The organism is Ruegeria sp. SAZD011 (genome assembly GCF_059612545.1).
This window is the reverse complement of the sequence record NZ_JBXWQU010000031.1, coordinates 102,038-122,295: the sequence shown is the minus strand read 5'-3', so window position 1 is coordinate 122,295 and position 20,258 is coordinate 102,038. Positions and strand designations below refer to the sequence as shown.

The window sequence follows — 20,258 nt, the reverse complement described above, 5'->3', positions numbered from 1 at the left end:
ATCATGCGCGTCTATTACGATCGTGACTGCGACATCAACCTGATCAAGGACAAGAAAGTGGCCATCCTGGGCTATGGCTCGCAAGGCCACGCCCACGCGCTGAACCTGCGCGACTCGGGCGCCAAGAACCTGGTTGTCGCCCTGCGCGAAGGCTCGGCCTCGGCCAAGAAGGCCGAAGGCGAAGGGCTCAAGGTCATGGGCATCGCCGAAGCCGCTGCCTGGTGCGACGTGATCATGTTCACCATGCCCGACGAACTGCAGGCCGAGACCTACAAGAAATACGTGCATGACAACATCCGCCCCGGCGCCGCAATTGCCTTTGCCCACGGCCTGAACGTGCATTTCGGCCTTATCGAACCGAAAGAAGGCGTCGACGTCATCATGATGGCGCCCAAGGGCCCCGGCCACACCGTGCGCGGCGAATACACCAAGGGCGGCGGCGTGCCCTGCCTGGTGGCCGTTCACACTGACGCCACCGGCAAGGCGCTGGAAACCGGCCTGTCCTATTGCTCGGCCATCGGCGGCGGCCGCTCGGGCATCATCGAGACCAACTTCCGCGAGGAATGTGAAACCGACCTGTTCGGCGAGCAGGCCGTGCTGTGCGGTGGTCTGGTCGAGCTGATCCGCTGCGGGTTCGAAACCCTGGTCGAGGCGGGCTATGCCCCCGAGATGGCCTATTTCGAATGTCTGCACGAGGTGAAGCTGATCGTCGACCTGATCTATGAAGGCGGTATTGCCAACATGGATTACTCGATCTCGAACACCGCCGAATACGGCCAGTATGTCACCGGCCCGCGCATCCTGCCCTATGAGCAGACCAAGGCCTCGATGAAGGCGGTTCTGACCGACATCCAGCAGGGTAAGTTCGTCCGCGACTTCATGCTGGAAAACGCGGTTGGCCAGCCGACCATCAAGGCCTCGCGTCGCGCCAATGACGAGCACCAGATCGAGCAGGTCGGCCAGAAGCTGCGCGACATGATGCCCTGGATCTCGGCCGGCAAGATGGTCGACAAGTCGAAGAACTGATCCGGGTTCAGACCCATCCAGACGGGCGCCCCTGCGGCGCCCGTTTTCGTTCCCGGACGAAGCGTTCCGGATTGACCCCGGCATCGGAGCGGGGTCAAGTGAGCGCACCCCAGCGAAAGGCTTCCCGTGACCCAATCCCCTGACATAACGGCGAAAAGCTGGGCCATGGTGGCGACGCTGGGCTTTGTCTGGGGCGGGACCTTTCTGATCAATGAACTCGCGCTTGAGGGGATCACGCCGTTCTGGCTGGCCGCCGGGCGGGTCTGTTTCGGGGCGCTGCTCAGCACGCTGGTCTGGCGCCTCATGGGCGGGCGGCTGTTTTCGGCGCCGCTGAGCCGGTCAGAGCGCCTCTCGCTGGTGACAATCGCGCTGCTCAGTTCGGCGGTGCCCTTCTCGCTGATCGCCTGGGGTCAGCAATATGTGACGGCGGGGTTTACCGGCGTTTCGATGGCCTCCATCGCGCTGATGGTGCTGCCGCTGGCGCATTTCCTTGTGCCCGGCGAGCGGATGACCTGGCGCCGCGCGCTGGGGTTTGTCATCGGCTTTGCCGGGGTTGCGCTGCTGATGGGGGCGCAGGCGTTCGAGAGCACCGGCGCGACGCTGGAACTGCCCGGTCGGCTGGCCTGTCTGGCGGCGACCGCCTGTTACGCGGTGGCCTCGATCCTGATGCGACGGCTGCCGGCGGTCGATCCGGTCGGACTTTCAACCGTGCTGTTGCTGATCGGGGTGGTCGCGGTGCTGCCGATGGCCTGGATCGCCGAAGGCCCGCCGCCCTCCACCGATCTGCGCACGCTGGGCCTGATCGTGTTCCTGGGCATGGTGCCCACGGCCGCGGCCAATCTGCTGCGCGTCACCCTGATCCGCAGCGCCGGGCCGGTATTCATGAGCCTGACCAACTATCAGGTGCCGGTCTGGTCGGTGCTGCTGGGCGCGGCCCTGTTGGGAGAGCCGCTGCCGCCAGTCCTGCTGTGGTCGCTGCTGCTGATCCTGACCGGGGTCGGACTCAGCCAGTATGGCGCGCTCAGGCGCCTGTTCGCCCGTCAGTAACGGCCGATCTTGAGTTTCACCTTATCCAGCACCTTGCCATCGGCGCCCACCGCCTGCACCACCGCCTCATAGGTGTTGCCACGCCCGCCCGAGCAGGGCGGCAGATAACCCTTGGAGGCGTATTCGCCGGTGCTGCGCGCCGGGGCCACAACCCGTACCCCGCCCGGCAGTTTTGCGGTCATGCCCGGCACCGCGGGCAGCGAGGCGCTGGCGCCCTTGACCGGATAGCCGATGGTGCCATGCCCGCCCTTGCTGGACAGCGGCTTGTAACTTTTGTCGTTGTACTGAACCACCAGCATGACCGTGCCTACGGGAATGCCCGCCACCTGCATCGGCGGCGTCGCACCCTTGCCGCCCTGCAACTGGCAATGCTGGCCCTTGGGGATCTTCTTGCCGTCCCAGGGTGGCAGCAGATCGACCGTCATTCCGGCATGGGCCATTCCGGCAGTCAGCAGAAAGGTCAAAGTCAAAAAGGAACGAAGCATCCGGAAATCTCCCTGATTAATGCAGAGAGGATGCGCGAGGCCTTTTGCGGTTTCAAGCCTGAACCGCGTCGACCACCGCCTCGACCACGCTGTCGACGGTCCGTTCAAGCAGCGCCTCATCCTCGCATTCCGCCATCACCCGGATCAACGGCTCGGTGCCCGATTTACGGATCAGCAGACGGCCCGTGCCATTCAGCACCCCTTCGGCCTCGGCAATGGCCGACTGGACCGAGGCTGTATCAAGCGGGGTCTGTCCCTTGGCAAAGCGCACATTCTTGAGCAGTTGCGGCACCGGCACGAATTGCCGCACCAGTTCCGAAGAGGGCTGACCCGAACGCATCATCTCGCCCAGGAAATGCAACCCGGCCATCAACCCGTCGCCCGTGGTCGAAAAATCGCTCATCACGATATGGCCGGATTGTTCGCCACCCAGATTGAAGCCACCCTCACGCATACGCTCGACCACATAGCGGTCGCCAACCGCGGTGCGTTCCAGCCCGATGCCACGATCGCCCAGAAAGCGTTCCAGACCCAGGTTCGACATTACGGTCGCCACCAGGGCGCCGCCCTGCAACTGGCCCTCGGCGGCCCAGCGCGCCGCCAGCAACGCCATGATCTGGTCGCCGTCGGCGACGGTACCATGCTCGTCGATCACGATGACCCGGTCCGCGTCGCCATCGAGGCAGATGCCCACATCCGCACCATGTGCCACCACCGCCTCGGCGGCGGTACGCGGGCAGGTCGAGCCGCAGCCGCGATTGATGTTGAGCCCGTCAGGCGAGGTGCCGATCGGCACCACATCGGCGCCGAGTTCCCACAAGATCTCGGGCGCGGTGCGGTGGGCTGCACCATTGGCGCAGTCCACGACCACCTTGAGCCCGTCAAGCCGCAGCCCGCGCGTGAGCGAGGATTTGACCCGTTCACCATAGCGGAACCGTGCATCGTCCACCCGGCGCACACGACCGATATTGTGCGCCTGTGCCAGCCGCACACCGGTTGCGACCATCTCCTCGATCTCCATCTCGGCCTGATCCGAGAGCTTGAACCCGTCGGGACCAAAGAACTTGATGCCGTTATCCTCGGCCGAATTGTGGCTTGCCGAGATCATCACCCCCAGATCGGCCCGCATCGAACGGGTCATCAGACCCACGGCGGGGGTGGGCACCGGCCCCAAAAGCAGCACGTTCATACCGGTCGAGGCCAGTCCGGCGGTCAGCGCGTTTTCGAACATGTAGCCCGAAAGGCGGGTGTCCTTGCCGATGACGACACGGTGCACGCCGCCAGCCTCGCGGCGGAAATAACGCCCGACGGCCGCCCCGATTCTGAGCGCCATTTCGGCGGTCATCGGATGAGTGTTGGCAGTGCCCCGCACCCCGTCGGTTCCGAACAGCTTACGCATGCCGCCTCACTTTCTTTTTACCACGAGCGGAGCAAGCTTTACCGGACCGCTGCCCACAGGCGCAAGGCCTGCGCGGTCTCAGCCACGTCGTGTACCCGCAAAATCTGGGCACCCTGCGCGAATCCGGCCAGACCAACGGCAATCGAGCCCGGCCCCCGCGCCTCGGCGCGCGGCTCCTTGCCGATCGTTCCGATGAAACGCTTGCGCGAAACGCCCAGCAGGATCGGGCAGCCGATGCCGTGGAACAGCGACAGGTTGCGTAGCAGGGTCAGGTTGTGCTCCTGCGTCTTGCCGAACCCGATGCCCGGGTCGATCATGATCTGCCCCCGGTCCAGCCCGGCGGAGACCAGCCGCGCCACCTGCGCGGCCAGAAAGTCATACACATCCAGCAGCACATCATCGTATTGCGGATCCTGCTGCATGGTTGCCGGGTCACCCTGGGCATGCATGATGCAAACGGGGGTTCTGGTCTCGGCGCAGAGCGGGGCCAGTTCGTCATCGAAGGTAAAGCCCGAGACGTCGTTCACGACGCTCGCACCGGCAGCCAGTGCCGCCTCGGCCACCGCCGCCTTGCGCGTGTCGATGGAAATCGCGGTCCCGGTTTCGGCGCGGATCGCCTCGATCACCGGCGCGGTGCGCTGTATCTCGTCCTCGGCGGGCACCTCGACCGCGCCGGGTCGGGTGGATTCTCCGCCAACATCCAGCAGGCTCACGCCTTGCGCCACCATCTCCAGCGCCGCGCGCCGGGCCGCCTCGACCCCGTAATGGCGACCGCCGTCCGAGAAACTGTCAGGCGTGACATTCAGGATACCCATCAGGTGTGGGCGCCCCATGTCGAGCCCCGCCAGCGTCGGGCGGAGGCCCGTCAGACGCTCCAGATAAGGGGCCGGGATCTCGGTCGCGGGGACGATCCTTCCCGACTGCCCCCGGTGCAGATGTTCGGCATGGGTGAACCACAGGGCGCCGCCGGCCAGCAGCATCGCGCCCAGCGGGCGGGTTGCGCCCTGTTGTACCAGGGGGCGGTAATAGTCGGTCACAGGTCAGGCTGCTCCACCGGTACCGCACGCAACGGCACATCGGCCCCCTCGGGCAGCGACGCGCCGATCACCAGCATCTCGCCCGCCTCGAAAGTGGCGGCAAACCACGCGGCCAGCGCCACCGCGTTCGACGGTTTGGCCGAGGGGCCGTCGACCGCGTCGAGCACGATCTTGGAGGGTGCCCAGACGCAGATCTGGCCGTTCTTCATCGCCCAGTCCAGTTCGGTCCGGGTCGAGACCACCTTGCAGCGCAGATCGCGCGCGGCCAGCTGCCAGGCGTTCTGCTCGATCGCCAACAGGTCAATCCGGCGCTGGGTCATCGCGTGACCGGTCTGCGGCACCGCCAGGTCCGACGCCCCGACACAGATGATCAGGGGACGGTCGCGTTGTTCCAGCTGGTCGATCCAGCCTTTGAGATTGTCCGACGCAATGGCCGCATTCGACAGGTAGACAAGGCGCGGATGCGGCCGCAGATCCTCGGTCTGGTCCACATGCAGCTTGTCGCGGCCGCGCACGATCTCGACCCCCAGCGCACCGGGACCGCGATCCAGCTTCTCGATGCGGACAAAGGCGCGCACCGCCTGCGGCTCGTGCAGGATCAGTTCGGCCACGCGTTCGGCCAGCGTTTCGAGCAGGTTCAGCCGCTCTTCGGCCAGGGCGCGGGCAATCGCCTCGGTGACCCGGTCGTAGGACAGGATGCGGTCCACATCGTCGTCGATGGGGCCGGTGAGCGGCATCACCTCGACCACCACGTTGAAACAGATGCGCTGGGTGGTGCCGCGTTCGGCCTGGAATGCGCCGATCTCGACCTCGACCACGTGGTCGCGCAACGAGATACGGTCCAGCGGACCGCGCGATGCCGTCGCTTCGGAACGCTCCGAGGGATGGGCAAAGGCGAGGCGGATTTCGGAACTCATCTGGCGGGCCTTTCCGGGGTCGTGTCAGTCTGCCCTCAATAGGCGCAGATCCAGCCTATAGCAGGACGACATGCGCCGCACCAGTTATCGAATGCGTCATCAGGTGACGCGAAACCAGCTTGTCATACCCGAAGACGCGTGGCCCAGCATGTGGCAATGCAACAGCCAATCGCCCGGATTGTCGGCGACCAGCGCAATCTGGCGGGTTTCACCACGCGCCACCAACACCGTATCGCGCCAGGGGCCAAGCTCTCCGTTCGGGGCAATCACCCGGAAATGGTGGCCGTGCAGGTGCATACCATGGTCAAAGGCAGTTTCGTTGACGAATGCGATCCGGTGCAGGCTGCCGCGCGCGGCGTCCAGGAACGGGGTTTCGGGCCGGTCGGCCTGACCGTTCAGGGCCCAGAACCGGCCCAGCTGCGCCAGTTCGCGCCCGCTCAACTCGGTCTCGCCCAGCCGCGCGCTGTCGAGCCAGCGCATCGCGCCGCCCTCCAGCCGCATCTGGTGCAGCGGGCTGTCGGCCAACCCCTCGATCACCGGCAGCGGGTTGGGCGGCAATGGCACAGGCGCCTCGCGGGTGGCACGCGCGCCCTGCCCCGCGACGTCGAACCGGCAAAGGCCATAACCACCGTCGCGCTCGATACTGAGAAGGCTGGCGGCGGTGCCGCTTTCGGCGGTGATGTCCACGATCAGGTCGGCCCGCTGCGCCGGTGCCAGGGGAAAGGCACCACTGACCGGCAGCGGTTCCTCCAGCGGCATCCCGTCCAGCGCCACGATCCAGCCCTGCATGCCGTCGAGTCCCAGTTCGAATACCCGCGCATTGGCCGCGTTGATCAGCCGCAGCCGCAGCCGCGCGCCCTGCCTCGCAGGATAGGCAGGGTCGAAACCGCCATTCACCGTCAGCAGGTTGCCCAGCCGACCGGCATGGCTGAGGTCATGGCCATTGTCGAAATCGCCCGCCAGCGCGCCGGTTTCGGGGTCGAGCCGCCAGTCGTCCAGTACCAGCACCCATTCGCCGTCGATATCGGGCGCGCTGGGTTCGTCGACGATCAGGGGTCCATAAAGACCGCGCGCGACCTGCTCCATCGACCGGTTATGCGAATGGTACCAATAGGTGCCCGCGTCAGGCAGGGTGAAGTCATAATCGAAACTGCCACCCTGTGGCACCGCCTGTTGCGTCAGGCCGGGCACGCCGTCCATCGCATTGTCGATGCGGATGCCGTGCCAATGCACGGCGGTCGGTTGCGGAAGCTCGTTCATCAGGCGGCGGCTGAGACGCGCGCCCTGTGCGACCCGGATTTCAGGCCCGGGCGCGCCGCCCTCATAGCCCCAGATCGCGGTGTCGGGATAGCCCTCTGGCGCGATCTGCTGGCGTGCCTCGCGCGCGGTCAAAGTGACCGGCCCGGCTGCGGCCAGACGCGGCAGCAGCGCGCTGGCAGCCGCGGCTTTCAGAACATGTCGGCGAGTCAACAGCATTGCGGGCCTCCTTCATCGCCCGCAATATAGTCTTGCGCCAAGCCCCTGCCAGCAGGGTTCCAGCGCGGGTGCGTCAATCAGTTGCTCGCTGTGCGCTGACCATGCCGATAAAACAGGTGCACCCCGATCTTGGCCGTCTGGGTGAACCGGCGCGCCCAGCTCGGGCGCACGGCGGTGGTGTGGTAATAGGTGGCCCCGTCCGTCAGGCTTTCGGCGGCCCCGTCCATGGCCAGGCGCGCAACCTTGGCGACCCGCTCATAGGCCTGTTTCTCGGCGATGACTTCCTTGCGCCCGTCGCAGGTATAGGTGAACTGGCACTGATACTTGCGCCCGGTTCCCTGCCGGATCACACCGCAGGGCGTGTTCGGAAAGCGCTCGCTCTCGACCCTGTTCAGGATCACTTCGGCCACCGCGAACTGGCCCTTCACGGTTTCGCCGCGGGCCTCGAAATACAGGGCCTCTGCCAGGCACTGCCATTGCTCGCCACCCTTGGCGCGCGGTTGCTGGTCGATCCACGAGCGCGAGAAGGTCACCTCGGTCACCGGGGCGTCTTCCTCTGGCTTGGGCATCAGCGTCTTGAGATAGTCGCGAAAGCTTTTTCCCTTGTGGGGTGCTTCGGTCTGCTGCACGACTCCGACGGCCTCTGGCCCGCGATCCGCGAGGGCAAAATCCGGCAGCGTCACGGCGGCCGACAGTAAAACTGTCAGAACAAATCTATTCATCTTCTACCCCACATCAAGCGTCGCGCGCCAGTTCCTCCCCACTCGGCGCAGAAAGCCCATACTCCAGTCGGGCGCAAAGATCCAGTTTTTGCAAATTTGCAAGGGATTTCTGGGGTCGCTTCGCAAAAACGCAAGCCACGAGAGCGCCCCCAAAACCGCTATATTTTGACGTTCAAGTCGTTTGAAACACCAAGTTTATCCGAAATCGCCAGTTGCGCGGCGGCCAGTCGCGCCACCGGCACCCGGAAGGGCGAACAGGACACATAGTCGAAACCGGCGGCCCGGCAAAAGGCGATTGATTCGGGGTTTCCGCCATGTTCGCCGCAGACCGAAACGGTGACTCCGGGCTGTGCCCGGCGACCACGCTCGACGCCCAGTTTCAGCAATTCCCCCACCCCGTCGCGATCGAGCACGTGGAACGGATCTTCCGAGAATACGCCCTGGCGGACATAGGCAGACATGAAGCGTCCGGCATCGTCGCGCGACAGGCCATAGGTCATCTGGGTCAGGTCATTGGTGCCGAAGCTGAGGAACGAGGCGCAGGCGGCGATCTCGTCGGCGCGCAAACACGCGCGCGGGGTTTCCACCATGACGCCCAGGCGATAGTCGAACTCCTGCCCGCGCTCGGAGGCGACGGCGGCGGCAACCGCGTCGATGCGGGCCTTGACCAGCTCCACCTCGCGCTTGGCAGAGACAAGCGGGATCATCACCTCGGGCACGACAGGTTCGCCCTTGCGGCTGGCCTCGAGCGTCGCCTCGAAGATGGCGCGGGCCTGCATGTCATAGATCTCGGGCACGGTGACGCCCAGCCGCACACCTCGCAGGCCCAGCATGGGGTTGTATTCGCTCATCGCCTCGACCCGGCGGGTCACGTCGCTGACCGGCAGGTCCAGCGCCTCGGCCAGTTCGCGCTGGCCGCTGCGGGTGGTGGGCAGGAATTCATGCAGTGGCGGGTCGAACAGGCGGATGCAGACCGGCTTGCCCTCCATGATGCGGAAAAGCTGCACGAAATCCTCGCGCTGCATCGGCAGCAGCCGTTCCAGCACCGCCTTGCGCCCCGACGGGGTGGCGGCAAAGATCATCTCGCGCATCACTGTCAGGCGGCCGGGTTCAAAGAACATGTGCTCGGTCCGGCAGAGCCCGATTCCCTGCGCGTCGAAATTGCGCGCCGCCTGGGCATCGGCGGGTGTGTCGGCATTGGCGCGGATTCCGATATCGCGTTCGGCATCGGCCCAGGCCATCAGGGTCTGGAAACTGTCATCCAGCGCCGCCTCCATCATCTCGGGTTCGCCCGCCAGCACCTGGCCGGAACTGCCATCGATGGTCAGGATGTCACCGGTGCGGAACACCCGCCCGTCGGGCGCCTTGATCATGCGCGCCTTGGTCTGGAACTCCATCTCGGACGCACCCACGATACAGGGCAGGCCGAGGCCCCTCCCGATCACCGCCGCATGGCTCGTCATGCCACCCCGTTCGGTCAGCACCGCCACGGCCGCATGCATGCCACGTACATCCTCGGGCGAGGTCTCGCGGCGCACCAGCACGCAAGGCTCGCCCCGCGCCGCGCTGGCCTGCGCCTCGGCGGCGGTGAACACGATCTTGCCGGTGGCCGCCCCCGGGCTGGCGGCGATACCGGTGGTCAGCACGTCGCGCCGGGCCTGCGGGTGCACCTGCCGGTGCAACAATTCGTTCACTGAATGCGGGTCGATCCGCATCACCGCCTCTTGCTGCGGGATGATGCCATCCTCGGCCAGCCGTACCGCGATGCGCAGCGCCGCCCGGGCGCTACGTGGCACCCGGACGCCGTCGAGAATATGCACGCGCCCCGCCTCGATCACGAATTCGACCTGCATCTCCTCGCGCAGCTTCTCGCGCATCAGCGCCGCGTGCTGCTTGAGCGCGGCAAAGGCCTCGGGCGCCACATCCTCGAGCGAGACGCCGCGCGGGTCCTTTTCGAGATAGAGCGCCTCGGCCCCCGCCCCCAGCGCGTCGCGGCCCTGGCTCTGGCTCAGGTAGCGGCCGGTGATCTGTGGCAGGCCGGTCGCCGGTTCCACCAGTTGCAGCACGCCCGAGCCGCATTCACCCTGGCCGAGGCCAGGGATCATTTCCTGCACCACAAGGCCCAGCCCCGCATCGGCGGGCGCACCCTTGGCCTGACGCAACAGCCGGGCCGAGGTGCCCTCCCACGCGCGTGCCATCGAGCGCAGCACGGCGGCCAGTTGCTCGCCCGGATCCTGGGGAAAGTTCTCGTCGGTCTCGTCCTCATAGGCGCGCAGAGACTGGCGCAGCCCCTCGCGCCCGTCGGCCTCGATCTCGTCGAACACGTCCGGGTCCAGACGGGCCACGTGAATGGCAAAGGTCTGCACGAAGCGCAGGTAGAGCGCCGCCGCCGCCTCGGCCCCCATCCTGTCGCTCAGTTCAACGAAACGGGCATCGTTCATGCCGATATTCAGCACCGCGCCGGGCCCACCCCAATCAGGGTCCTCGGAGCTGGGCCGCACACAGAGCAAAGCGGTCGGTTCGAACTGACCGACAATGGCCGCGATATCGGGCAGTTGGCCTTGCGCGATGTCATGCACCGCCGAAAAGGACAGCGCCACCGTCCGCGGCACCGGCAGGTCGAGGCGTACCAGACGTTGCAGACATTTGGCGCGGCCGCCATGAGTGCCTGTTGCCACCGGTGCGGTGGCGGTGATCAGCGTGGTGTTCGGATTATTCTGCACTGCGGCACCTTTTGGTTTGCGTGCAGAATAAGGGCGTTTGAAGGCGGCGCAAGCGCCATGTGCGCGCAGCCGGTGCCAGCGGCTACGGGGCATATGAATATTTAGAACCAGAAAGAAGCCGGGCTAGCGGAACCCGGTACAGGCCCTGCCCGCTGCGTGTTCTTACCATGCAAAACAGGAGCGACCGAGGCCCGACCGCCCCCCGTTGCGATGCCTCAACCGTCGATCCGTGTCAGATCGGCGACACTGGAACAGACCTTGCGGATATGGCTGAGCAGGTTCAGGCGGTTGCGGCGCACCACCTGATTGTCGGAATTGATCTGCACCTCTTCGAAGAAGGCATCGACCGGCGTACGCAGGGCGGCCATGGCCGTCATCGCTGCGGCGAAATCCTCGATCTTGAGCGCGGCGCCGATGGTTGCCTCAGCCTGATCCAGCGCGGCAAACAGCGCCTTTTCGCTGTCGGCTTCGGCGAATTTGATATCGGCGCCAAAGGAGTATTCGACCCCGTCCTTTTCTTCGGCCTGGGTCAGGATGTTGTTGGCGCGCTTGAAGCCCTGCACCAGGTTCTCGCCATCCTCGGTGGCGATCACCGTGTTGAGCGCGCGGGCGCGTTTGACCAGCAGGTTGAGGTCGTCGTTGCCCTCCATCGCGATACAGGCGTCGATCACGTCGTGGCGGATGCCCTCGTCGCGCAGAAAGACCTTGAGCCGGTCATGGATGAAGGAAAGCAGGTCGGCGGAAAGATCGGGAACGTCCCCGGCCAGTGCCTCGAGCGCGTCCGCATCACCCAACTTTTCCTTGATGGTCTCGAAGGCCGCGCCGAACACGCCGTGATCTGCGATCTCGTCCAGCAGGTCGGACAGCGTGGCCTCGCCATTGCTGGCATGGTACTTGTGCCGCACAAGCTGTGCATCGATGGGCCGATCGAGCGGCAGACGCAGGTCGTTGGCCAGCACCAACCGGATCACACCCAGCGCGGCGCGGCGAAGCGCAAACGGATCCTTGGAGCCGGTGGGTTTCTCGTCGATGGCCCAAAAGCCGGTGAGCGTATCAAGCTTGTCGGCCAGCGCCACGGTCACAGAAAGAGGCGCGGTCGGCACGTCATCCGAGGGGCCAAGCGGCGAATAGTGGTCTTGGGCCACGGCGGCAATGGCCGCGTCCTGACCAGAGGTCGCGATGTAATAGCGCCCCATAAGTCCCTGAAGTTCGGGAAACTCATAGACCATCTCGGAACTCAGATCGACCTTGGCCAGCGTTGCGGCCTGTTCCGCCTGCGTGGCATCGGCGCCCACCACCGGGGCCAGTTCGCGCGCCAGCGCGGCAATGCGGCGGATGCGGTCGCCCTGGCTGCCGAGCTTGTTGTGGAAGGTCACGTTTTCAAGCGCGTCCGTCCAGTCGGACATGCCCGCATGCGCCACGCGCAGATCGTTGTCCCAGAAGAACTTGGCATCGGCCAGACGCGCCGACAGCACCTTCTGGTTGCCCGCCAGGATGGTGGCGCCATTGTCGGCGGTCTCGCGGTTGGCGACGGTCACAAACCGTTCGATCCGGCCTGTCTTGGGGTTCCGGACCGAGAAGAATTTCTGATGCTCGCGCATCGAGGTTTGCAGCACCTCCGCCGGCAGGTCGAGGAACTCGGCCCCGATCTCTCCCATCAGCACCACGGGCCATTCGACCAGTCCCGCGACCTCGGCCAACAGCCCCTTGTCCTCGACCAGTTCCAGCCCGGCGGCAAAGGCCAGGTTCTGGGCGTCGTTCCAGATGTGGTCCGCCCGCTCGGCGGGGTCCAACACCACGTGCGCACGCTTGAGCTTTGTCTGGTAGTCCTCGAACGAGGTGACGGAAAACCGGGCCGGTGCCATGAAGCGGTGGCCCGCGGTGCTGTCGCCCGCCCGGATCCCGTCGATGTCGAGCGGCACCACCTCGGCCCCGGCCTCGGTGGTGAGGATGCACAGGATCGACTGCAACGGCCGCACCCAGCGCAAGGAGCCCGCACCCCAGCGCATCGACTTGGGCCAGGGGAAATTGCGAATGGTGTTTTCCAGCACCTCGGCCACGATCGCCGCCGCCGGGCGGCCCGGCTTCTCGATGGTGGCAAACCAGATCGCACCCTTGGGCGTGTCCCGCTCTTCCAATTGGTCACGGGTGATCCCGGCCCCGCGCAGAAATCCCTCGACCGCCTGTTCCGGGGCCCCGACCTTGGGGCCCTTGCGCTCTTCGCGGATGGTGGGACTTTCGCCCAACAGCCCCTCGATGGCCAGCGTCAGGCGGCGCGGGGTGGTCAGCGCGGCTGCATGGCCATAGGTCAGGCCCGCCTCGACCAGACCGTCGGTGATCCGCTTTTTCAGGTCCTCACCGGCACGCGCCTGCATGCGGGCGGGGATTTCCTCGGAAAACAGTTCGATCAGCAGGTCGGGCATGGTCGGTCCTTAGAAATTGACGATCATCTGGATGACGACCGCATTGGCGATATCCACAAAGAAGGCGGATACAAGGGGGAGCACGATAAAGGCAAGAGGCGACGGGCCATAGCGCTTGGTCACGGCCGTCATATTTGCAATCGCGGTGGGTGTGGCGCCGAGGGCAAAGCCGCCGAACCCCGCCGCCAGCACCGCCGCGCGATACCCGCCACCCATGGCGCGAAACAGGACCAGCAGGATGAAGCCAAGGGCAAACAGCGTCTGAAGCGCGATGATCACCGCCAGCGCCAGGCCGGTCTCGGCAATGGTCCAGAGTTGCAGGCTCATCAGCGACATCGCCAGGAACGCGCCCAGCGCAAATTCCGAGATCAGCGCCAGCGTCGGCGTGCGCGACACGCGCGGGGCGCGCGGAAACAGCGCCGTGCGCAGGTTGCCCACCACGATGGCGGTCAGCAGGCAGGGCACGAAAAGCGGCAGTTTCAGGCCCATCTGGTCGATGGTTTCATGCAGCGCAAAGCCCAGCAGGATCGCCACGTTCAGCGTGAACAGCACCCGCATCAGCGACTTGTGGTCGATCCGGGGCGGTTCCTCGTCCATCTCGTTGGGCAGACCAACGGTCAGTTCCTCGTCCGGGCGGTTCGGGGTCAGGTTGCGGCTGTCGACCAGATAGGTGGCGATGGGCCCGCCGATCAGCGCCGCAATCACCAGACCCAGCGTCGCCACCGCGACCCCCAGTTCGGTGGCCGAGGCCAGGCCCGTGGCCCGCGCAACCTCGGGCGCCCAGGCGATGGCGGTGCCGTGTCCCCCGATCAGCGAGGCCGAGCCGAACAGCACTCCCGCCTGCGGCGGAAAGCCGAACACCACCGCGCCCAGAACCCCGATCACGTTCTGCGCCAGAATGGTCAGCAGGGTCAGCACCAAGAGGATCGCCAGCGGCTTGCCGCCCGCGATCAGATCGCCAAGCCGCGCGTTCAGCCCGATCCCGGTAAAGAACAGAACCAGCAGGAAATCGCGCCCGGTCAGGTCAAAGGCCAGTTCGATACCGAAGCCGGAATAGAGGCCCAGCACCACCAGCGAGGCGAGCAACCCGCCCGTCACCGGTTCGGGGATGCTGAACCGTTCCAGAAACGGCAGCCGGTCATTGATACGTACACCGATCAGATAGACCGCCAGCCCCAGGGTCACGGTCATGAAGGCGGATATGTGCAGTGTCTCTGTCACCGGTTTCCGCCTGTCGCTTCAGTTTTCGGGGCGCGGCGGACATTCCTCGCCGACCACGGTACCGTCATAGGCCTTTTGCCCGCAATTGTTGAGCGTATGCCAGACATGGCCACGCCCGTCCTCGGCCACGGTGACGATCCTGTCCACCCCATAGTGGATGTTCTTGGCCGCCAGATAGGCGCGCGCTGTCCCGGCTTTCAGCGCCGCGGCAATGGCCGTCGCGTCGTAGCAATCGAACCAGGCGGGCGCGGTCAAGGGTTCGGGCGCTTCGGCGGGTTCATAGCCTGCGCTCAGCGCATCTAGGGTCAGATCGGTGGTGAAACAGGCGCGGTACCGAATGGGCGAGCTGTCGGCGTCGATGGCCCGGAACCCGTCATAGGCTATGGGTTGCGGCGTGCCGCCACCCAGCGGCACCAGCGCCACATCCTGGCCCGGTGTCGCCGTGACCTCGTAGTAAAAGCCGTAGACCTGAAGGTAATACATCGCCGCGCCGGCGGCCGCACCGCAGAGCAGCAGCACAATGACCAAGACCTTGCCTGTCATGGGGTTCTCCGATTGACCGCCTGGACCTGGATTCAGATCCAGTCGAGATTGACCTTGCTGGTGGCGTATTTCTCCCCGATCCGCTCTTTCAGCGCGCGAAAGCGCGGGCGCAGGTCGGGAAACTTGCGTTCATGGGTTTCGACTAGGGTGACGCGGACCGGCGCGAACAGGTCGCGCTCTTCCATCGCTTCGAGGATGTCCAGTTCGGCCCCTTCGATATCCATCTTGAGCATGGCGATATCGCCATGTTCGGCGACCAGCCCGGACAGAAAGGCCGGAAAGTCGATCATCTCGACCTCGATCACGTTGTCCGTCTCGGTGCTGATGCCCCGCCCGCCGGGCAGGGTGGTGCTCATCACCGTGTTCTTTTTGGGGTCCTCGCCAAAGCTTTCGGCGCGCATCAGGCCGATACTGCCCGCCGTCACCCCGGCGGCCTGATTGTGCAGATGCACATTCGCGGCATCGCCGAACCGGTCTTCGAGCAGGGAAAAAGCATAGGGGTCAGGCTCGAAACAATGCACGGTTGCGCCGGTCGCGGACAGCACCTCGGTAACGTCACCGACATTGGCGCCGCAGTCGATCACCACATCGCCCGGTCGCAGCATCGCGGCGGCCCCGGTCATGAAACCCTCGCTTTGCGCCGTGCGGACATGACGTTTCAACCGGCGCCGCGCCTTGCGCAGCTTCTCCTCATAGGCGTCGCGTGTTGCCTGATCCATGGCGGTTGCCCCTGCCCTGTTGTCCTCAGGCCGCAGCATAGCCCCCGGCAGCGGTCTGCACAAACGCATCCGCGCATTGCTTGGCCAGCGCCCGCACCCGGCCGATATAGGCCTGCCGCTCGGTCACCGAGATCACGCCGCGTGCATCCAGCAGGTTGAAGATATGGCTGGCCTTGATGCACTGGTCATAAGCCGGATGCGCCATCACGATGCGCTTGCCGGTCTTGGGGTCGTCATGGCTTTGCGCCAGGATCGCGGCGCATTCCGCCTCGGCCTCTTCGAAATGCCGAAGCAGCACCTCGGTATTGGCCACATCGAAATTCCAGCGCGCGTATTCCTCTTCGGTCTGCTTGAACACGTCGCCATAAGTCAGCGGAATCGGAGATTGCGGGTCGTTGAAGGGCATGTCCATCACATGGTCGATCCCCAGCACATACATGGCCAGTCGCTCCAGACCGTAGGTCAGTTCGCCCGAGACCGGCGCGCAATCATACCCGCCCACCTGTTGGAAATAGGTGAACTGGCTCACCTCCATGCCGTCGCACCAGACCTCCCAGCCCAGGCCCCAGGCGCCCAGCGTTGGGCTTTCCCAGTCATCCTCGACAAAGCGAATGTCATGCAGCGCCATGTCGATGCCGATGGCCTCCAGCGAGCCGAGATACAGCTCTTGCAGATCCGGCGGGCTGGGTTTGATCAACACCTGGTACTGGTAGTAGTGCTGAAGCCGGTTGGGGTTCTCGCCATAGCGCCCGTCGGTCGGGCGGCGCGACGGCTGCACATAAGCCGCAGCCCATGGGCTGCTTCCCAGCGCGCGCAGGGTCGTGGCCGGGTGGAAGGTACCCGCGCCGACCTCCATGTCATAGGGTTGCAGAATGGCGCAGCCCCTGGACGCCCAATAGGTTTGCAGCCGCAGGATGATTTCCTGGAAGGAACGCGGAGCGGTGGGGGGCGGGTTGGTCATGACGGCCTCGGGCGCTGGATGGCGATAGGATCGCGCCTTTCCTATGCAACCGCCCCTCCAGCGTCAACGGCGCTTCTGCCCTGCGCCGGCCCGCCGCTGCGCTGATATCGCCACACCGGCCCATACCGCATGTCTGCCCCATGGCATTTGCCGGCAATTCCTGCATAACCTGCGAGGACGATACGTATTTGAAGGTACGAGACCCAACAATGATAAGACCGCTGATCGCCGTCCTTACTCTTTTTTTTCTGATTTCCACAGCCGCGCAGGCCCAGCAATCCGCCAATGAGGTGGTCTGGGTCCAGATCGAGGCACAACCCAATCTGCGCACGGCGCAAGAGCGCGCGCAGGCCTATGCCGCCGACCTGTCGGACGTGGCTGGTTTCTCGCTTGGCGGGGGCTGGTACGGGATCGTGCTGGGCCCCTATCTGCGGGACGATGCCGAACAGGTATTGCGGGTGTATCGGGCCGAGCGGCGCATCCCGAGCGACAGTTTCATCGCCCTGTCAGGCGCGCTGGGGCAACAATTCTGGCCGGTGGGCTCGGATCTGCTGAACCGGGGCGCGGTTGTCGCGCCGGTCGAGCAGACCGCGCCCGAGCCGGTGGCCGAAGCAACGCCGCAGGTGCAGCCGGAACCCGCGGACGAAACCCCTGCCCAGGCCCGCCGCAGCGAACAGGCGCTGAGCCGGGAAGAGCGGCAGGAGTTGCAGATCGCATTGCAGGCGGCCGGCTTTTACAATGCCGCAATCGACGGCGCCTTTGGCGCTGGCACGCGCCGGTCGATGGCCGACTGGCAGGGCTTCAACGGGTTCGAGGTGACCGGCGTGCTGACCACCCGCCAGCGCAAGGTGCTGATGGATCAGTACAACGCGCCGCTGATCTCGACCGGCATGGCGCGTCACCGCGACACCGCTGCCGGGATCGAAATGGACCTGCCGCTGGGCGTGGTCCGGTTCAGCCGCTACGAGGCGCCCTTTGCCCATTTCGATGCCTCTGACACGCTGGGCGCACGGGTGCTGCTGATCAGTCAGCCCGGCGACAAGGCGACACTCTACGGCCTCTATGACATCATGCAGACGCTGGAGATCGTGCCGCTGGACGGTCCGCGCGAACGGCGCAGCGACAGCTTCACACTCGAAGGGCGCGGCAATGGCATCGTATCCTATACCGAGGCTGCGCTGAGTGGCGGCGAGATCAAGGGTTTTACCCTGATCTGGCCTACCGGCGACGAGGATCGCCGCACCAGGGTTCTGGATGCGATGCGGGCAAGCTTTACCCGCACCGACGGGGTACTGGACCCGGCGGCGGGTGGCGACGCGGTACAAAACGTCGATCTGGTCTCGGGGCTGGAAATCCGCAAGCCGCGCCTGTCGCGCTCGGGCTTCTTTATCGATGGCAAGGGCACGGTGATGACCGTGGCCGAGGCGGTGCAGGGCTGCACCCGCGTAACGCTGGATGGAAGCTATGACGCGCGAGTGGTCGACACCGATGCCGGTCTGGGCGTGGCGGTGCTGCGGCCAGATCAGGCGCTCGCACCCATGGTGGTGGCCGGATTGGGCCGCGAGATGCCGCGCCTGGGCGCCGAGATCACGGTGGCGGGCTATGCCTACGAAGGTATCCTGGGCGCCCCGACGCTGACCTTTGGAACGCTCGATGACGTCAAGGGCCTGCGCGGTGAAACCGAACTGGCGCGGATGGGTCTGCTGGTTCAAACGGGCGATGCAGGCGGGCCAGTGATCGACGACCAGGGCGCGGTGGTGGGCATGCTGCTGCCGCAACCGGCAACCGGCCAGCAATTGCCACGCGGAGTAAGCTTTGCCGCCAAGGCGCAGGCCCTGCGCGACGTGCTCGCCGCTTCGGGAATGACCCCACGTGAGGCGGCGCCGACAGGCCGGATCACTCCGGACGAACTGAACCGACGCGCCAGCGGCATGACGGTTCTTGTCAGCTGCTGGGATTGAGACCCGGCGTTCCGGCAAAGCCGGAATTTTGCAAAAATTCCGGCCTGGAAAACATCCGTTTTCCAGGCCGTTTTTCGTGACGAAAAACGGTTAACCCCTGTCAGGCGCGCCAGAACTGCACGGTGAAGAGAACATAGACCGACATGACCTCGAGCCGCCCGATCAGCATGCCCACGCTCAGCATCCATTTCGCAGCATCGTTCAGCCCGGCGAAATTGCCCGCTGGCCCGATCTCGTCTCCCAAGCCGGGTCCCACATTGGCAATCGCCGTCGCGGCTCCCGACAGCGCGGTGATGAAATCGAGCCCGGTCAGCGCCAGCCCCCAGGCCAGAACACCCATGGTCACGATGAAAAAGACAAAGAAACTCATCACCGAGCCCAGCACATCAGGCCCGATCGGACGGCCCTGGAAGCGGGGCAGGAACACCCCGTGCGGGGTCCGGATCCGTTGCAACTGAACCTTGATCGAGGCGAAAAGCAGCTGATAGCGGAAGATCTTCACCGAACAGGCGGTCGATCCGGCGCAGCCGCCGATCAGCCCGATGACAAAGAACATGGTCACCAGGAACCCGCCCCAGCCCATGTAATCGACGCTGGCATAGCCGGTGCCCGAGATGATCGAGGTGATGTTGAACAGCGCCTCGCGAAAGGCCTGTTCGACATGATGTGGAAACACCGTTGTCAAAACCACGGTGGTCATTCCGACCAGGATCGCGATGACGATGAGGAACACATGCACCTGGCTGTCGCGGAACAGCGGCGCCGAGTGGCCGTTGACCATCTGCACATAGCGCACGAAGGGTAGCGCCGCGAGGATCATGAAGACCGAGGCGGCATATTCCGGCAGGCCCTGGAAAGTCCCGAACGAGGCGTCGTAATTCGAAAATCCACCGGTCGAGACCGTGGTCAGCGAATGCACCAGCGCGTCGAAGAAACTCATCCCCAGCGCGCCATAGACCAGGGCACAGGCAAAGGTCAGCGCCACGTAGATCACCGTGATCTGGCCCGCGATCTCCTGCGCGCGGGGCAGGATCTTGCCCATCGTGTCGAACCCTTCCGAGCGGAAGATCTGCATGCCCCCCACCCGCAATTCGGGCAGGAACACCATCGCCACCACGATGATCCCGATGCCGCCCAGCCATTGCAGCACGCCGCGCCACAAGAGCAGCCCCCGCGGCAGACCGTCCAGCCCGGCAATCACGGTGGAGCCGGTGGTGGTGAGGCCCGACATCGCCTCGAAGAACGCATCGACAAAGCGCAGTTCCGTCGCGCCGAACATGAACGGCAAGGCGCCGAACAGCGGCAGCGCCACCCAGACCAGCGTGGTCAGCAGAAAGGTCTGCTGGATGGTCAGCCCCTCGCGGACGCCATTGGCACAGCTCAGCGCCAGAATGCCCCCGGTCAGCACGGTTATCACGCCGCTTTGCAGAAAGACCGGCCATTCGCCGCGCCCATCGATCAGGTCGGCGGCAAGGGGAAACACCATGGTGGCGCCAAGAATGGCAACCAGCAGACCGATCACATATCCGACGGGGCGCATGTCCAACATGAGGCGCAGGGTTGGCGCCCCTCGGCGCCGGAGTCAAGCGGCTGCGCGC

Annotated in this window: 16 protein-coding genes; 3 read left to right on the top strand and 13 right to left on the bottom strand. The window is 65.2% G+C overall.

Going from position 1 to position 20,258, the window contains the following annotated elements; all coding sequences use genetic code 11:
* Positions 1 to 3 precede the first annotated feature (3 nt).
* On the top strand, positions 4 to 1,026 hold the full coding sequence (ilvC, locus tag AC2FLM_RS16625; RefSeq protein WP_234137844.1) for a ketol-acid reductoisomerase: 1,023 nt from the start codon (positions 4 to 6) through the stop codon (positions 1,024 to 1,026).
* A gap of 126 nt (positions 1,027 to 1,152) precedes the next feature.
* Positions 1,153 to 2,073 (top strand): DMT family transporter, encoded by a 921-nt coding sequence (locus AC2FLM_RS16620; RefSeq protein WP_496859195.1) that lies wholly within the window; start codon positions 1,153 to 1,155, stop codon positions 2,071 to 2,073.
* On the opposite strand, the gene AC2FLM_RS16615 is transcribed toward AC2FLM_RS16620, so the two are convergent.
* The 12 genes from AC2FLM_RS16615 to AC2FLM_RS16560 form a co-directional block, all read right to left on the bottom strand.
* Positions 2,067 to 2,558 (bottom strand): hypothetical protein, encoded by a 492-nt coding sequence (locus tag AC2FLM_RS16615; RefSeq protein ID WP_496859194.1) that lies wholly within the window; start codon positions 2,556 to 2,558, stop codon positions 2,067 to 2,069. The two genes, AC2FLM_RS16620 and AC2FLM_RS16615, sit on opposite strands and share 7 nt — an antisense overlap.
* A 52-nt stretch (positions 2,559 to 2,610) precedes the next feature.
* Positions 2,611 to 3,957 (bottom strand): phosphoglucosamine mutase, encoded by a 1,347-nt coding sequence (gene glmM / locus AC2FLM_RS16610; protein WP_496859193.1) that lies wholly within the window; start codon positions 3,955 to 3,957, stop codon positions 2,611 to 2,613.
* Between the two features lie 38 nt (positions 3,958 to 3,995).
* Positions 3,996 to 4,994: a dihydropteroate synthase gene (folP, locus tag AC2FLM_RS16605; RefSeq protein WP_496859192.1), complete on the bottom strand. Its 999-nt coding sequence runs from the start codon at positions 4,992 to 4,994 to the stop codon at positions 3,996 to 3,998.
* Positions 4,991 to 5,911: a dihydroneopterin aldolase gene (locus AC2FLM_RS16600; protein WP_234218974.1), complete on the bottom strand. Its 921-nt coding sequence runs from the start codon at positions 5,909 to 5,911 to the stop codon at positions 4,991 to 4,993. Before AC2FLM_RS16600 ends, folP begins: the two co-directional genes overlap by 4 nt.
* 99 nt (positions 5,912 to 6,010) lie before the next feature.
* Positions 6,011 to 7,387, bottom strand: a complete 1,377-nt coding sequence (locus tag AC2FLM_RS16595) for a multicopper oxidase family protein (RefSeq protein WP_234169672.1) — start codon at positions 7,385 to 7,387, stop codon at positions 6,011 to 6,013.
* Positions 7,388 to 7,464: 77 nt separating this feature from the next.
* Positions 7,465 to 8,109 (bottom strand): cell wall hydrolase, encoded by a 645-nt coding sequence (locus AC2FLM_RS16590; protein WP_496859191.1) that lies wholly within the window; start codon positions 8,107 to 8,109, stop codon positions 7,465 to 7,467.
* Positions 8,110 to 8,267: 158 nt separating this feature from the next.
* Positions 8,268 to 10,925: a pyruvate, phosphate dikinase gene (gene ppdK, locus AC2FLM_RS16585; protein WP_234184066.1), complete on the bottom strand. Its 2,658-nt coding sequence runs from the start codon at positions 10,923 to 10,925 to the stop codon at positions 8,268 to 8,270.
* 122 nt (positions 10,926 to 11,047) lie between these two features.
* Complete coding sequence (glyS, locus tag AC2FLM_RS16580) at positions 11,048 to 13,255, bottom strand: glycine--tRNA ligase subunit beta (protein ID WP_496859190.1); 2,208 nt, start codon at positions 13,253 to 13,255, stop codon at positions 11,048 to 11,050.
* A gap of 9 nt (positions 13,256 to 13,264) precedes the next feature.
* Positions 13,265 to 14,476, bottom strand: a complete 1,212-nt coding sequence (gene gltS / locus AC2FLM_RS16575) for a sodium/glutamate symporter (protein WP_496859189.1) — start codon at positions 14,474 to 14,476, stop codon at positions 13,265 to 13,267.
* 18 nt (positions 14,477 to 14,494) lie between these two features.
* On the bottom strand, positions 14,495 to 15,019 hold the full coding sequence (locus AC2FLM_RS16570) for a DUF6446 family protein (protein ID WP_234218987.1): 525 nt from the start codon (positions 15,017 to 15,019) through the stop codon (positions 14,495 to 14,497).
* 32 nt (positions 15,020 to 15,051) lie between these two features.
* Positions 15,052 to 15,738, bottom strand: coding sequence for an FkbM family methyltransferase (locus tag AC2FLM_RS16565; protein WP_496859188.1), 687 nt, complete (start codon positions 15,736 to 15,738; stop codon positions 15,052 to 15,054).
* A gap of 25 nt (positions 15,739 to 15,763) precedes the next feature.
* Positions 15,764 to 16,699, bottom strand: a complete 936-nt coding sequence (locus AC2FLM_RS16560; protein ID WP_496859187.1) for a glycine--tRNA ligase subunit alpha — start codon at positions 16,697 to 16,699, stop codon at positions 15,764 to 15,766.
* Between the two features lie 209 nt (positions 16,700 to 16,908).
* On the opposite strand from AC2FLM_RS16560, the gene AC2FLM_RS16555 reads away from it, so the two are divergent.
* Positions 16,909 to 18,660 carry a serine protease gene (locus AC2FLM_RS16555; protein WP_496859186.1) on the top strand — a complete coding sequence of 584 codons (1,752 nt, stop codon included), beginning with the start codon at positions 16,909 to 16,911 and terminating at the stop codon, positions 18,658 to 18,660.
* A 100-nt stretch (positions 18,661 to 18,760) separates the two neighbouring features.
* Here the strand turns inward: AC2FLM_RS16555 and AC2FLM_RS16550 are convergent, their stop codons facing one another.
* Positions 18,761 to 20,209, bottom strand: coding sequence for a TrkH family potassium uptake protein (locus tag AC2FLM_RS16550; RefSeq protein WP_234144852.1), 1,449 nt, complete (start codon positions 20,207 to 20,209; stop codon positions 18,761 to 18,763).
* Between the last annotated feature and the right edge of the window lie 49 nt (positions 20,210 to 20,258).

Coding starts and splice junctions, on each gene's coding strand:
- ilvC (WP_234137844.1), top strand. CDS start 4: ATGCGCGTCTATTACGATCGTGACTGCGACATCAACCTGATCAAGGAC.
- AC2FLM_RS16615 (WP_496859194.1), bottom strand. CDS start 2,558: ATGCTTCGTTCCTTTTTGACTTTGACCTTTCTGCTGACTGCCGGAATG.
- glmM (WP_496859193.1), bottom strand. CDS start 3,957: ATGCGTAAGCTGTTCGGAACCGACGGGGTGCGGGGCACTGCCAACACT.
- AC2FLM_RS16600 (WP_234218974.1), bottom strand. CDS start 5,911: ATGAGTTCCGAAATCCGCCTCGCCTTTGCCCATCCCTCGGAGCGTTCC.
- AC2FLM_RS16595 (WP_234169672.1), bottom strand. CDS start 7,387: ATGCTGTTGACTCGCCGACATGTTCTGAAAGCCGCGGCTGCCAGCGCG.
- AC2FLM_RS16590 (WP_496859191.1), bottom strand. CDS start 8,109: ATGAATAGATTTGTTCTGACAGTTTTACTGTCGGCCGCCGTGACGCTG.
- ppdK (WP_234184066.1), bottom strand. CDS start 10,925: ATGCCCCGTAGCCGCTGGCACCGGCTGCGCGCACATGGCGCTTGCGCC.
- glyS (WP_496859190.1), bottom strand. CDS start 13,255: ATGCCCGACCTGCTGATCGAACTGTTTTCCGAGGAAATCCCCGCCCGC.
- AC2FLM_RS16570 (WP_234218987.1), bottom strand. CDS start 15,019: ATGACAGGCAAGGTCTTGGTCATTGTGCTGCTGCTCTGCGGTGCGGCC.
- AC2FLM_RS16565 (WP_496859188.1), bottom strand. CDS start 15,738: ATGGATCAGGCAACACGCGACGCCTATGAGGAGAAGCTGCGCAAGGCG.
- AC2FLM_RS16560 (WP_496859187.1), bottom strand. CDS start 16,699: ATGACCAACCCGCCCCCCACCGCTCCGCGTTCCTTCCAGGAAATCATC.
- AC2FLM_RS16555 (WP_496859186.1), top strand. CDS start 16,909: ATGATAAGACCGCTGATCGCCGTCCTTACTCTTTTTTTTCTGATTTCC.
- AC2FLM_RS16550 (WP_234144852.1), bottom strand. CDS start 20,209: ATGTTGGACATGCGCCCCGTCGGATATGTGATCGGTCTGCTGGTTGCC.